This is a genomic window from Pantoea sp. X-Soil-TKNS-1207, assembly GCF_059730485.1.
This window is the reverse complement of record NZ_AP035958.1, coordinates 1,660,916-1,673,330: the sequence shown is the minus strand read 5'-3', so window position 1 is coordinate 1,673,330 and position 12,415 is coordinate 1,660,916. Positions and strand designations below refer to the sequence as shown.

Here is a 12,415-nt window from a genome sequence, read left to right as displayed (position 1 = left end):
AGCGATGCTTACCTGCCCGACGCTTTATGTGCCAGCCAGCGGCTTTGCAGTTCGCTGAGCTGGCGCTGATTCTGTTGCCAGCGTGTGCTTGCCTGAAGCATTTTCTGGTCGAATCGTCCCTGATGGTATAACTGCGCCACACGCGTCGCCCCGATCGGGGTCAAATTATCCAGCACACTGATCGCCCCCTGACGGTGGTTGCACACCAGAATCATGTCGCAACCGGCATTCAGCGACTGCTGAGCGCGCTCCGCGTAGCTGCCCATCACCGCCGCCCCTTCCATCGACAAATCGTCGGAGAAAATGACGCCGTCGAAGCCGAGTTCTTCACGTAAGACGGTCTTCAGCCAGTAAGGCGAACCGCTGGCGGGCAGCGGGTCCACCTCAGTATAGATAACGTGGGCAGGCATCACCGCATCCAGCGCGCGCTCGTCAATCAGCTGCTGGAAAATCGCCATATCATGCTGACGCAGGGTGACGGCATCACGCGGGTCGCGCGGCGTCTCTTTATGCGAATCGGCACTCACCGCGCCGTGCCCAGGGAAATGTTTGCCGGTGGTTTTCATTCCAGCTTCATGCATCCCGGCGATAAAACGGCGCGCCACCTGCAAGGCAATCGCCGGATCGGTGTGGAACGAACGATCGCCGATGGCCGCGCTGATATGGCCGATATCCAGCACCGGGGCGAAGCTGATGTCGATATCCATCGCAATCATCTCCGCCGCCATTTGCCAGCCCGCCTGCTGCGCCAGCTCGCCTGCGGTGGGCAGATCGTGCAGCGCGGCGAAAGATTGCATCGCGGGCAGCGTGGTGAAGCCATCGCGGAAACGCTGCACGCGACCGCCTTCCTGATCTACCGCCACCACCAGCCGGGTATGCGAGGCGGCGCGGATCTGGCGCACCAGCTCGGCCAGCTGTGCCGGATCATGATAGTTGCGGGCAAACAGAATCAGGCCGCCTACCAGCGGATGTTGCAGAATTTCCCGTTCTTCCGCGTCGAGTTCATAGCTCTCGACATCCAGCATCAGCGGTCCGGGGGTGTTCGTGGTCATAACGTCAATCCTGTAATGTTAAAGGTCTTGCCAGCTGGCGCGAGCCAGTTGCTCAAGCGTAGCATCCTGGCTTTGTTCGGCGCGCCGTTGATACCAGCTGGCCATCAGCAACTGCAACCACGGCTGCCAGCGTTGTATCTGGCGTCGCAGGGTTGCGGCATCGAGTTGGGCCGCGTCGGCATAGGCCGCGATCCATGCCGCCTGCTGCCGGGGATCGACCGCGCAGATGGCGGCCAGTTCCAGCGCCACATCACCATCTGCCGCGTATTCCCAGTCGATCAACCGCAACCCCTCGGCGCAGCGCAGCAGATTACCGGCATGGACATCCATATGAATCGGCGCGAGGCGCAGCGGACGTGGCTCACCGGCGTTAATCAGATGATGCAGACGCCGCTGCCAGCGCCAGTGCCGCTGCTGGCAAAGCTGCCAGTAGCGCTGCAACAGCGGCGTCAGCGACAGGCGATAGCCGGTCAGCGGCTGGTGATGCAAACGGTGCAGCAGCGCAATCACCGCCGCGCGCTGTGCGCCGAAGTCTGCGACGGACAGCACCTCGCCCGGCTGCCAGGCCAGCAGCAACCAGGGATCGCGCCAGCCCAGCGCCCGTGGCGCCAGCTGTGAGCCGCGCAGCTTGCGCAGCAGGCGATATTCACGCTGACGATCGACAAACGGAATCGGCGAGGATGGCGCACGGCGCGCCAGCAGGCTGCCCTGCTCGCCGCTGATGCGCACGCTCTGCCCGCTCAGACCCGGCAGCGTGAAAAAATGACCGGCAGCTTGCGCCGTCGGCCATTGTTGCTGAATCAGATATTGCAGCGCCGGATCAGGGTTGTGCGACACCGTTGCCTGACCAGATGATTTCGCCGGTCTGCACCAGCATCAGCTGCATTTGCAGGGTCGGTGATTTCACATCGCCCTGCGCGGTGCTGTACAGCACATACTGCGCGTTGACATAGCGCGCCAGGCCAATGGCCTTACTGCGCGAATTGAGGCTGTCATCCGGCGACAGACCCAGCGTCTGCTTCGCCTGGCTGAGCTGATCGGCGGTCACCAGCTGGAATTTGCCGTTGTTGTTCAGCGCGCTCTGAATCGCATCGGTCGCTTTGTCTGTCTGCAAAGCGCCGTTGGTGCTGTTTTTGATGCGATCCACCAGCAGCACGCTGCCCGGATTCACCCCTGCCGACTGCACCATATTCGCCACCAGCGGCTGTACGCTGGCGCTCCAGTTGATGGTTTTCAGCTTCGGCGGCTGCGGCACGGTTTCCGGCTGTGGCGGCTGGGTCGGCGGCGGCACCGGTTGCGTGGGCGTCGTCGGGGTGGTCGGTTCAACCGGGGCCGGGGTTTGTTGTTTCACCACACAGCCGGTCAGCATCAGCGCAAATAACAGCGCGCCGGAACGTTTTACACTGCGAATCACAGATTACTCCTCAGAGATAAAGATAGAGACGCACCTTGCTGGCGGTCAGATTACCGATTTGCGAGGCAGCCTCAATGCTGCCATGCGCCGGAACGGTGAGCGTCTGTGCCGGTTCGCGCGGGGTGATTTCCAGCCCTTTGTCGTCATACCAGTAATAACGATAGTGCACGGTTACCGGCGTTTCGCGCTGATTGTAGAGCACGCTCGCCGCGCGCAGCTGCCCGTCGTTGCCGGTTAGCCGGGGTTCATCGGTGATGATACCGGCCGACAGCACCGACGATTCCATCACCAGCGACTGCGAAGTATTGATCATCGGCTTGTCACTGCTGCAACCCGCAAGGGTCAGCAATAACAAGCCGCTCAGCCATTGACGCATAGCAAGGTCCGCCTGAGGGTTAGCCAGCCAGCATCGGTCCGAGCGGTTTGCCGCCCAGCAGATGCATATGGATGTGGTAAACCTCCTGGCCGCCGTGGCGGTTGCAGTTCATGATCAGACGGTAGCCATCTTCGGCGATACCTTCATCGCGCGCGATTTTCGCCGCCACGGTGATCATGCGGCCCAGCGCCTGCTCGTGCGCGGCCTGCACATCGTTAGCAGTGGGAATCAATACGTTAGGGATGATCAGAATATGGGTGGGCGCTTTGGGCGCGATATCGCGGAAGGCGGTGACCAGTTCGTCCTGATAAACCACGTCGGCGGGGATTTCGCGACGGATGATTTTACTGAAAATAGTTTCTTCAGCCATGGTGCATTTCCTTAAGCCTGGAGTTCAGTCAGGCAGTATGCGTGAGGAATTCTGTTTCTTTCAACCTCAGGACCACTTTTCTTACATTAAATGGCTGCGTTTACAGCAAAAATTTATCGCGCCGCGGGAGCGAATGAATTCGCAGCCTGCGCGCAGGCCCACAACATTCCCTTCGACTGCACATCGTGTTCTGGCTCTCAATTCTGACATCTCATCCACCACAAAAATGAAACGCTGTTTTATAAATTAGATTTATCACGGCTGTTTCTTTGTGATTTTGCCACTCAGCCCGACAACCTTGCCAAATCGCGAAGGTTTAGCCCCGCTGACGGCTCTACTTTCTAACCAATCCGAGCCAGCTGTCCGGAAGGATGAGGGATGTACACCACATTTGTCTCAGGGAGTACCTGCAATGCGCTCACGTAAGATTGGTCTGGGCCACTATCTGGCCTACGGCTCCGGGGATTTCCTCGGCGCAGGCACCACGGCGTTGACTGCCGCCTGGCTGCTTTACTTCTACACCACGTTTTGTGGGCTGACGCCTATCGAAGCCACCTTTATCTTTGCCGCCGCCCGCGTGCTGGATGCGCTGGTCAGCCCGCTGATGGGCTTCCTGACCGACAATTTCGGCTCCACCTGGCTCGGCAAACGCTTTGGGCGGCGTAAGTTCTTTATCCTGCTCGGCATCCCCTGCGTATTCAGCTACAGCCTGATGTGGCTTGCCGATATGAGTTTCTGGTGGTATCTGCTGACCTACCTGCTGTTCGACATCGTCTACACCATGATTCTGGTGCCTTACGAAACCCTGGTGCCGGAGATGACCGATGATTTCAAACAAAAGACCCGTTTCTCCGGCGCGCGCATCGCGCTGGCCCAGCTGTCGGCGATTCTGGCCGCGTTTCTGCCGGGCATCCTGATTGGCTGGTTCGGTAAAGCCAACCCACTATCGTTCTTCTACGCCAGCCTGGTGTTTGCGGTGATTTGCGCGCTGGTGCTGACGCTGGTGTGGCGCTTTACCTGGGAACGCGACCCGGATGATTTTTCAGCCGAATCGCTGCGCGCCGAACAGGAAAAACATCAGCTGACGCTGCTCCAGAGCCTGAAACGTCTGTATCTGGAGCTGGGATCGACGCTGCGCGTACGCATCTTCCGCCAGCATCTCGGCATGTATCTCGGTGGCTATATCGCCCAGGATGTGTTTAACGCGGTGTTCACCTGGTACGTGGTGTTTGTACTGATGCAAAGCGCCCAAATCGCCTCCAGCCTGATGGGTACCATGGCCGTGCTGCAATTTATCGCGGTGATGGCGATGATCCCGCTGTGCATCCGCCTTGGACCGGCACCGGCTTATCGTCTGGTGGTGGTGCTGTTCGGCCTGAGCGCCCTCTCCTACGCCGGATTGTGGTACGCCGGGATGAACGACAGCATGGCGCTGCTGGTACTGATTTCCGGCCTCGCCGGGCTGGGTCGTGGCGGCATCAACTATGTGCCGTGGAACACCTACACCTACATCGCCGACGTTGACGAGGTGATCACCGGCCAGCGTCGTGAAGGGATCTTCGCCGGCATTATGACGCTGACGCGCAAAGCCTCGCAGGCGGGTGCGGTGATGGTGGTGGGTATCCTGTTGCAGCTGGCGGGATTTGTCTCCGGCCAGGCGTCACAGGTGCCGGCGGTGAGCCATACCATCCTGGTGATCCTCAGTATCGGCACCGTCTGCGTGCTGACCTGCGGCTTTCTGGTGTCGCTGCGCTTCAAACTCAATCTGCATACCCATACCGTGCTGCGTGAAGAGACGCTGAAAATGCGTGACGCCGGGCGGGTGGTGCCGGAACGTATCACGCCGGAAGCGCGTGAGATCGTCGAAACCCTGGCGGGTATGCCGTACGAAAATCTTTGGGGCAATAACAACGTCGGTTATCTCAACCGCCATAAGCCCGCTGCGCCGCCTTTGCCGCGCCAGCGCAGCCCCCTGCATCCTCTCCCTACCCCATCAAAACGATAGGAATGAACCATGACCGTATTTCCTGTAAAGCATAGTGACCTGTTACGCCAGCCGGAGTATCTGCTGCCCCGCAAGGAGCTGGTGCAGCTAATCCATCAGCTGACGCAGAACCTGGTCAATATTACCGACCATAGCGGCGAGTTTTTGCTGCGTCTCGATGATGGACGCGTGATTGATACCAAAGGCTGGGCAGGCTGGGAGTGGACGCACGGCATCGGCCTGTACGGTATGCTGCATTATTACCAGCAGACCGGCGACCAGGCCACGCTGAAGATTATTGATGACTGGTTCAGCACCCGGCTGGCTGAAGGCACGCCGACCAAAAACGTCAACACCGTGTGTCCGTTTCTGACGCTGGCGTATCGCTATGAAGAGACGCGCAACCCGGCATGGCGACCGGTGCTGGAGCGCTGGGCGGAATGGGTGATGTATGAAATGCCGCGTACCGAAAACGGTGGGCTGCAACATATCGTATATAACAACGAGAACACTCAGCAGCTGTGGGACGATACCCTGATGATGAGCGTGATGGCGCTGGCGAAGATTGGCCAGCTGCTGGATCGTCCGGCGTTTATTGAGGAAGCCAGCTATCAGTTCCTGATTCACACCCAGTATCTGATGGATCGCCAGACTGGCTTATGGTTCCACGGCTGGAACTTTGCGGGTCGCCACAACTTCGCCAATGCACGCTGGGCGCGCGGCAACAGCTGGGTCACCATCGTCATCCCTGATTTTCTGGAAATGATGAACTGGCCGGAACAGCACGCCACACGCCGTTTTCTGCAACAGGCGCTGGAGAGCCAGGTGAAGGCGCTGGCAACCTGCCAGCATAGCAGCGGCCTATGGCATACCCTGCTGGACGATCCTGACAGCTACCCGGAAGCGTCTGCCACCGCCGGTTTTGCCTACGGCATTCTGAAGGCAGTACGTAAACGTTACCTGTCGCGCGACTATCTGCCGCTGGCGGAAAAAGCGCTGCGTGGCGTGATTGCCAATATTGATGAGGATGGGGAGCTGAAGCAGGTGTCGTTTGGCACCGCGATGGGGAGCGATCTGGAGTACTATCGCCAGGTGCCGCTGACCTCGATGCCGTATGGTCAGGCGATGGCGCTGCTGTGTCTGACGGAGTATTTGCGGGTCTATCTATAACAAAATGGCCCCCATTCGGGGGCCACTGTGCATTACATGCTACGGATATAGTCATCCATTTCGGTTTTCAGGTTATCCGACTTGGTGCCGAAAATCGCCTGCACACCGGAACCTGCCACCACAACGCCACGCGCGCCGAGGCTTTTCAGTTCAGTCTGGTCCACTTTACCCACATCAGCCACGCTTACACGCAGACGTGTGATACAGGCATCCAGGTTGGTGATGTTCTCTTTGCCACCGAACGCAGTGACCAGTTTACCGGCCATTTCGCTGCCGCTGGCGGTGCTCTGCTCAACCGCAGTCTCTTCACGACCCGGCGTTTTCAGGTTCAGTTTGACGATCAGTACGCGGAACACGGTGTAGTAAATCAGACCGTAAATGATACCGATAATCGGGAACAGCCAGATTTTGCTGCTGTTGCCGCTCAGCACGACAAAGTCGATCAGACCGTGCGAGAAGCTGGTGCCATCACGCATACCGAGCAGGATACAGATCGGGAATGCCAGGCCAGCCAGAATAGCGTGGATCACATACAGGATCGGCGCGACGAACATGAAGGAGAACTCGATCGGCTCGGTGATACCGGTCAGGAACGAGGTCAGCGCGGCGGAGATCATGATACCGCCCACTTTGGCACGGTTTTCCGGTTTAGCGGAGTGCCAGATAGCGATGGCAGCCGCAGGCAGACCATACATTTTGAACAGGAAGCCGCCAGACAGTTTGCCCGCGGTCGGGTCACCCGCCATATAGCGCGGAATATCACCGTGGAACACCTGACCTGCGGCATTGGTGAACTCACCAATCTGCATCTGGAAAGGAACGTTCCAGATGTGGTGCAGGCCAAACGGCACCAGCGCACGCTCAACCACGCCATAGATACCAAACGCCACTACCGGGTTCTGATAAGCCGCCCACTGTGAGAAGTCCTGAATCGCAGTACCGACCGGAGGCCAGATAAAGGAGAGCACCACACCGGTGAAAATCGCAGTCAGGCCGGAGATAATCGGCACAAAACGCTTACCGGCAAAGAAGCCGAGGTATTCCGGCAGCTTGATGCGGTAGAAGCGATTAAACATATACGCCGCGATGGCACCGGCGATAATCCCGCCCAGCACACCGGTATCGGCCAGATGTTTCGCTTCGATCTCTGCCGCAGGCAGATGCAGCACCAGCGGTGCAACCACGGCCAGCGTTTTCACCATGATGCCGTAGGCCACCACGGCCGCCAGCGCGGAAACGCCGTCGTTATTGGTAAAGCCGAGCGCCACACCAATGGCAAAAATCAGCGGCATGTTGGCAAACACCGAACCGCCCGCTTCAGCCATCACATGCGAAACTACGGCAGGCAACCAGCTAAATTCAGCTGAACCAACACCTAATAAAATACCGGCAATCGGCAACACCGACACCGGTAACATCAGCGATTTACCTACTTTTTGCAGGTTCGCAAATGCGTTCTTGAACATAGCGTGAAGCTCCTGAGTATGAGTGCATTTTCGCGCAGTGCGCGTGGCAAAGGGGGAGGTCCTTTACCGGGATGACGCTTGGCGTCTTTTGATTTATTACGAAGGGTAAAATAAATCGATTTTTGTTACTTTGACGGCTATCACGTTTCGCTCATGACATCCTCAGCCTTTCAGGTATTTCTTACTGACTTGCCGGGATTTTCAGCAACAAATAACTGGCTGCGCCCCTGCGGGCGCAACGCAACTGATGAATTTCTGATTAATTACAGAGTTTGAAATAAAAGGCGCTAGCCGCCAAGACGGCTCATCGGAATGTGAAAAAGACGTGAGAAGTTCTCAGTGGTGGCGGCGGCAAGTGTGGCAATATCCACCCCTTTCAGCACCGCCATATAATCGGCCACATCACGGGTAAACGCGGGCTGATTCTCTTTACCCCGGTGCGGTACCGGTGCCAGATACGGCGAGTCGGTCTCCACCAGCATCCGATCCAGCGGCACGTAACGTGCGGCATCACGAATTTGCTCGGCATTGCGGAAGGTCAGAATGCCGGAAAACGAGATATAGAAGCCCATATCCAGCAGCTTCGCTGCGGTATCTTTATCTTCGGTGAAGCAATGCAGCACGCCGCCGCACTTTTCAACCTGTTCTTCACGCAGGATCGCCAGCGTGTCTTCACGCGCATCGCGGGTATGGACAATGATCGGCTTATTGAGTGCAATCCCGGTGCGAATATGCTCGCGGAACGACGCCTGCTGCTGCGCTTTGGTCTCCTGCTGATAAAAATAATCCAGCCCGGTTTCACCCAACGCGACCACCCGGTCTTCCGCCGCCAGACGACGAAACTCCGCGACATCATACGGGGTTTCCTGATTCAGCGGATGGACGCCGCAGGCCAGCGCGATATTCTCGCGGTCGCCGACCAGCGCTTTCAGCGTATGGTAGTCCGGCAGCGTGGTGGCAATCGCCAGCATAAACTTCACATCACGCGCGGCGGCTTTGGCGATCACATCATCCAAATCGCGGTGCTGCTTTTCGTAATCCAGGCCATCAAGGTGGCAATGGGAATCAACAATAAACATACTTTTCTCTTTTCGGTTATCCGACCGTTGCCGGGGCAAACAGGCGGCCCCAGCTCAGCAAACGGTCGGTCAACATTAATTCACGGTTGAGTGACGCCACCTGCTGCAACTGCTCACGGCACTGCATCCACAGCTGCACGCTGGCATTCAGGGCGCTGCTGTTAAGCTGTTGCGCCAGGAGCGTCACCACATCCGGGCGATCGCCGTTGCTCAGCCAGCGGCTCGCGCCCTGCTGCACTTTCATGGCATCCACCAGCAGCGACAGCAGCCAGTTCAGGCGATCAGCCACATCCTCGCTGTTTAACGCAGGCAGCAGCTGCAACACATCCTGCTGCAACGCGCCGGGCAGTGCGTCGCATAACGCCTGACGCAGTTGCCAGCGCGCCGGTTGCAGCACCGTCAGCGCCGCCGCTGGCGCACCGTTACTCAGCCGCAACGCGGCACGCAGCGTCTCGTCCGGCTGTGAAATCTGCTTGTGTAGCCATTGCAGGCTGTGGATCTCATCGGGCGGCGACAGATGCCAGGTCATACAGCGGCTGCGCAGCGTAGCGAGCAGGCGTGAAGGCTCCCGTGTGCTGAGGAAAAACCATGTGTTGGCGGGCGGTTCTTCCAGCGTTTTCAGCAGCGCATTGGCGGCGGCCTCGGTCAGCTGCGCGGCATCCGGCAGCCAGACCACTTTCGCGCCGCCCTGCTGGGCAAAGTGATACAGTTTTTCGCTGACGTCGCGCACCGCGTCAATCCCCAGCGAGGATTTGCCCTTTTCCGCTTCCAGCCGATACCAGTCGGGGTGCGTCTGCGCCTGCATCAGCTGACAACCGTGGCACTGGCCGCAGCTTTTCAGCCCTTCTGGTCGCTGGCACATCAGCCAGCGGCTGACGCCCCACACCAGCGCATCGTCGCCCATGCCATTGATGGCCTGGATCAGCAAGGCATGATGCGCCTGGCCGCTCTGATGGCGGGTAATGATTTGCCGATAGGGCTGGTTCAGCCACGGATACCAGTTCATGCGTTCTGACCTGCCAGCCAGTTGCGTAGCGCTGATTGCAACGACTGGGTCACCTGTTGCAGGGATTGGGTGGCATCGATGGTGACGATGGTCGGATCCGCCGCCGCCAGCGCCAGATAACGCTCGCGGGTGCGTTCAAAAAAGCGCAGTGACTCCTGCTCGATACGGTCCAGCTCGCCACGGGCGCGGGCGCGTTGCAGACCAATGTCTGGCGTGACGTCGAGATAGAGGGTGAGATCCGGGCGAAACTCGCCCAGCACCGCATCACGTAAGGTGCTCATCAGGGCGGTATCAAGACCCCGTCCGCCCCCCTGGTACGCCTGTGAAGAGAGATCGTGGCGATCGCCGATCACCCAGGCGCCGCGGGCCAGCGCCGGTTTGATCACGTTTTCCACCAGCTGCACGCGGGCAGCGTACAGCATCAGCAGTTCGGCCTTGTCGGTGACCTGCTCGCCCTCAATGCCCTGCTTGACCAGCACGCGCAGTTGCTCAGCCAGCGGGGTGCCGCCCGGCTCACGCGTGAACACCAGATCATCAATGCCCTGCTCGCGCAGCACCGCCACCACCGCATCACGCGCGGTAGTTTTGCCCGCCCCTTCAAGGCCTTCAATGACGATAAACTTACTTTTCATTTTTTTCCTTCATTGCCAGCCGATACACCTGCACGGCTTTATTGTGGCTGGCCAGGTTGGTAGTGAAGGTGTGACCACCTTTACCATCCGCAACAAAATAGAGGTAATTGGTTTTTTCCGGGTGTGCCGCCGCTTCCAGCGAAGCCCGGCCAGGCATGGCGATGGGGCCTGGCGGCATCCCGCTAATGGTATAGGTATTGTAATCGGTCGGCGTGTCGAGATCTTTACGTGTCAGCGTACCCGCGTAACTGTCGCCCATGCCGTAAATAACCGTCGGATCGGTTTGTAACTTCATGCCAATGCGCAGACGATTGATAAATACGGACGCCACGCGGGCGCGCTCCTCGCTGACGCCGGTCTCTTTCTCAATGATCGAGGCCATGGTAACCAGATCCTGCTCTTTTTTGTACGGCAGATTATCCATACGATCCTGCCAGATCTCATCCACCAGCTTATCCATGCGCGCATGTGCACGCTCCAGCAGCGCCACATCGCTGGTGTTGGCGGTATAGAGATAGGTATCGGGATAAAAGCCGCCTTCCAGCTGACCGACGTCAAGCTTCAGCGCCTCAGCAACGGTGGCGAACTGATCATCTTTCAGGGTGTGCTTAACATAAGGGGCCGCGCGCAGCTCAGCCAGCCACTCTTTCAGACGCGAACCTTCGACAAAACGCACCGGGAATTGCGCTTCTTTCCCGCTGGCGAGCAACGTCAGCAACTGACGTACCGTCATGTTGCTTTCCAGCCGATAGGTACCGGCCTTAAAGCGCGCCAGTTCCGGCTCCAGTTTCAGCAACGGACCGAACCACAGGCTCGGCGCAATGACATGCTGGCTTTCCAGCTGCGCTTCCAGCGCCACCCGGCCAGTGCCTGCGGGCAGGGTGAAAATGGTTTCCTGATTCAGGGTTAAAGGCGTATCGGCGAACCGTTCAATCTGCCAATAGCTAAAGGCCGCAGCGAGGCCCACAATCACCGTGACGCCGGCGATAATTTTTTTCATTCGAGTCATGGTGCTTCCATTTTCTGGCAACTGGCGAGCAGTTGCTGGTACAGCGAACGTGCGGTGAACGAAATGTCGTCAATACTACGCACGGGTAAAACCGGCATCAGGGCGTTGCAAATCACCACTTCATCAGCGGCGAGTACTCTCTCCCTGCTGCCGTCAATCAGCTGACAAGCCTGGCCTGAAGCAGCCATCTGCGCTAGCAGATAACGCCGCATAATGCCTGCCACGCCAGCCTGTTCAAGGCGCGGCGTAAACACGTTATCGCCTTCGCGCCAGAATAAATTGGCCGCACAGCATTCCACCACCGTCCCCTCAGTGTCAAGCACCAGCGCCTCGTCAGCGTCCGTCTGGTCAAGATGGTGGCGAATCAGCACCTGTTCCAGACGGTTAAGGTGTTTAATCCCCGCCAGCAGCGGGTTGCGCGCCAGCCGCACCGGACTGGTCACCAGGCGCGCGCCCTGCTGTTGCAGGCTCTGATAATGGTGCGGCCAGGGCGCAAGCGAGAGCAGACGCGTTGGATTGCTGCATCCCGCCCGGCTGTAGCCGCGACCACCGGCTCCCGGCGTCAGAATCACTTTTAACACCGCCTGATTCTGCCCCTGCGCGGCCGCGCGCATTTCCGCTTCGAGCTGCGGCCAGTCTGGCTCGGCCATCAGCAACCGTTCACAGCCCTGTTTTAAACGTTGCAGATGATCCGGCAGCAGCTGAATCTGTCCGGCATTGACCGCCGCCGTGGTGAAACAGCCATCGCCAAACTGCACGGCGCGATCGCGCGCATCCAGCTGCGTCTGTTCCGTTCCATTTATCCACATCATAGCGACCTCAGCGAGTTGACCTTGCTTTGAAATACCATTGAAGGT

Annotated in this window: 13 protein-coding genes; 2 read left to right on the top strand and 11 right to left on the bottom strand. The window is 58.6% G+C overall.

What is annotated here, in order from left to right; all coding sequences use genetic code 11:
• Nucleotides 1-8 precede the first annotated feature (8 nt).
• The 5 genes from nagZ to hinT are packed head-to-tail and all read right to left on the bottom strand — an operon-like array spanning nucleotide 9 to nucleotide 3,212.
• Entirely contained in the window at nucleotides 9-1,052 is a 1,044-nt protein-coding gene (nagZ, locus tag AC6I8V_RS07710; protein WP_497845293.1) for a beta-N-acetylhexosaminidase, read from the bottom strand.
• An 18-nt stretch (nucleotides 1,053-1,070) separates the two neighbouring features.
• Nucleotides 1,071-1,889: a thiamine kinase gene (thiK, locus tag AC6I8V_RS07705; protein ID WP_497845292.1), complete on the bottom strand. Its 819-nt coding sequence runs from the start codon at nucleotides 1,887-1,889 to the stop codon at nucleotides 1,071-1,073.
• Nucleotides 1,873-2,466, bottom strand: a complete 594-nt coding sequence (gene lpoB, locus AC6I8V_RS07700; RefSeq protein WP_497845291.1) for a penicillin-binding protein activator LpoB — start codon at nucleotides 2,464-2,466, stop codon at nucleotides 1,873-1,875. Before lpoB ends, thiK begins: the two co-directional genes overlap by 17 nt.
• A gap of 10 nt (nucleotides 2,467-2,476) precedes the next feature.
• A complete protein-coding gene (locus tag AC6I8V_RS07695; RefSeq protein ID WP_497845290.1) occupies nucleotides 2,477-2,842 on the bottom strand; it encodes a YcfL family putative periplasmic lipoprotein in 366 nt (121 codons plus the stop codon).
• Between the two features lie 19 nt (nucleotides 2,843-2,861).
• Nucleotides 2,862-3,212, bottom strand: coding sequence for a purine nucleoside phosphoramidase (gene hinT / locus AC6I8V_RS07690; RefSeq protein WP_497840843.1), 351 nt, complete (start codon nucleotides 3,210-3,212; stop codon nucleotides 2,862-2,864).
• Between the two features lie 412 nt (nucleotides 3,213-3,624).
• Between hinT and AC6I8V_RS07685 the strand changes: the two genes are divergently transcribed.
• Together AC6I8V_RS07685 and bglB are read left to right on the top strand one after the other, a co-directional pair.
• Nucleotides 3,625-5,217, top strand: coding sequence for an MFS transporter (locus tag AC6I8V_RS07685; protein ID WP_497845289.1), 1,593 nt, complete (start codon nucleotides 3,625-3,627; stop codon nucleotides 5,215-5,217).
• A gap of 9 nt (nucleotides 5,218-5,226) precedes the next feature.
• Nucleotides 5,227-6,366, top strand: a complete 1,140-nt coding sequence (gene bglB / locus AC6I8V_RS07680) for a beta-galactosidase BglB (protein WP_497845288.1) — start codon at nucleotides 5,227-5,229, stop codon at nucleotides 6,364-6,366.
• 32 nt (nucleotides 6,367-6,398) lie between these two features.
• On the opposite strand, the gene ptsG is transcribed toward bglB, so the two are convergent.
• The 6 genes from ptsG to pabC form a co-directional block, all read right to left on the bottom strand.
• A complete protein-coding gene (gene ptsG / locus AC6I8V_RS07675; protein ID WP_497845287.1) occupies nucleotides 6,399-7,832 on the bottom strand; it encodes a PTS glucose transporter subunit IIBC in 1,434 nt (477 codons plus the stop codon).
• Between the two features lie 287 nt (nucleotides 7,833-8,119).
• Complete coding sequence (locus AC6I8V_RS07670) at nucleotides 8,120-8,911, bottom strand: metal-dependent hydrolase (RefSeq protein ID WP_497845286.1); 792 nt, start codon at nucleotides 8,909-8,911, stop codon at nucleotides 8,120-8,122.
• A gap of 16 nt (nucleotides 8,912-8,927) precedes the next feature.
• Nucleotides 8,928-9,917, bottom strand: coding sequence for a DNA polymerase III subunit delta' (holB, locus tag AC6I8V_RS07665; protein WP_497845285.1), 990 nt, complete (start codon nucleotides 9,915-9,917; stop codon nucleotides 8,928-8,930).
• Nucleotides 9,914-10,549, bottom strand: a complete 636-nt coding sequence (tmk, locus tag AC6I8V_RS07660; RefSeq protein WP_497845284.1) for a dTMP kinase — start codon at nucleotides 10,547-10,549, stop codon at nucleotides 9,914-9,916. Before tmk ends, holB begins: the two co-directional genes overlap by 4 nt.
• Nucleotides 10,539-11,558: an endolytic transglycosylase MltG gene (gene mltG / locus AC6I8V_RS07655; RefSeq protein ID WP_497845283.1), complete on the bottom strand. Its 1,020-nt coding sequence runs from the start codon at nucleotides 11,556-11,558 to the stop codon at nucleotides 10,539-10,541. Before mltG ends, tmk begins: the two co-directional genes overlap by 11 nt.
• The gene (gene pabC / locus AC6I8V_RS07650; RefSeq protein ID WP_497845787.1) at nucleotides 11,555-12,367 is read right to left on the bottom strand and encodes an aminodeoxychorismate lyase; all 813 of its coding nucleotides are present in this window, start codon (nucleotides 12,365-12,367) and stop codon (nucleotides 11,555-11,557) included. The genes mltG and pabC overlap by 4 nt, the downstream gene beginning before the upstream one ends.
• Nucleotides 12,368-12,415 lie beyond the last annotated feature (48 nt).

Coding starts and splice junctions, on each gene's coding strand:
- nagZ (WP_497845293.1), bottom strand. CDS start 1,052: ATGACCACGAACACCCCCGGACCGCTGATGCTGGATGTCGAGAGCTAT.
- AC6I8V_RS07695 (WP_497845290.1), bottom strand. CDS start 2,842: ATGCGTCAATGGCTGAGCGGCTTGTTATTGCTGACCCTTGCGGGTTGC.
- hinT (WP_497840843.1), bottom strand. CDS start 3,212: ATGGCTGAAGAAACTATTTTCAGTAAAATCATCCGTCGCGAAATCCCC.
- AC6I8V_RS07685 (WP_497845289.1), top strand. CDS start 3,625: ATGCGCTCACGTAAGATTGGTCTGGGCCACTATCTGGCCTACGGCTCC.
- bglB (WP_497845288.1), top strand. CDS start 5,227: ATGACCGTATTTCCTGTAAAGCATAGTGACCTGTTACGCCAGCCGGAG.
- ptsG (WP_497845287.1), bottom strand. CDS start 7,832: ATGTTCAAGAACGCATTTGCGAACCTGCAAAAAGTAGGTAAATCGCTG.
- AC6I8V_RS07670 (WP_497845286.1), bottom strand. CDS start 8,911: ATGTTTATTGTTGATTCCCATTGCCACCTTGATGGCCTGGATTACGAA.
- holB (WP_497845285.1), bottom strand. CDS start 9,917: ATGAACTGGTATCCGTGGCTGAACCAGCCCTATCGGCAAATCATTACC.
- tmk (WP_497845284.1), bottom strand. CDS start 10,549: ATGAAAAGTAAGTTTATCGTCATTGAAGGCCTTGAAGGGGCGGGCAAA.
- mltG (WP_497845283.1), bottom strand. CDS start 11,558: ATGACTCGAATGAAAAAAATTATCGCCGGCGTCACGGTGATTGTGGGC.
- pabC (WP_497845787.1), bottom strand. CDS start 12,367: ATGTGGATAAATGGAACGGAACAGACGCAGCTGGATGCGCGCGATCGC.